Genomic DNA, 255 nt, shown 5'->3' on the forward strand with positions numbered 1-255 from the left:
TATGATTTCGTCGGTCTGGACCGTTATCGCGAACTGTTCGATAACGACGTGTTCTGGACCTCGGCTGCGAACCTCGGCTGGTTCGGCATTCCGTTTATCGGCATTTGCATCGGCCTCGGTCTCTTTCTCGCGATCCTGCTCGATCAGCAGATCCGCAACGAAGGCGCATTGCGCGCGGTGTTTCTGTATCCGATGGCGCTGTCGTTTATCGTGACCGGCACGGCGTGGCAATGGATCATGACGCCGAGCATCGGC

At 57.6% G+C, this 255-nt stretch carries 1 protein-coding gene; it reads left to right on the top strand.

The window, feature by feature from the left end:
- The coding region (locus SB822_RS58915; RefSeq protein WP_410859351.1) for a carbohydrate ABC transporter permease at positions 1-255 on the top strand (255 nt) is incomplete at both ends.

The sequence above is a fragment of the Paraburkholderia sp. SIMBA_054 genome, assembly GCF_046534875.1.
Classification (GTDB): domain Bacteria; phylum Pseudomonadota; class Gammaproteobacteria; order Burkholderiales; family Burkholderiaceae; genus Paraburkholderia; species Paraburkholderia hospita.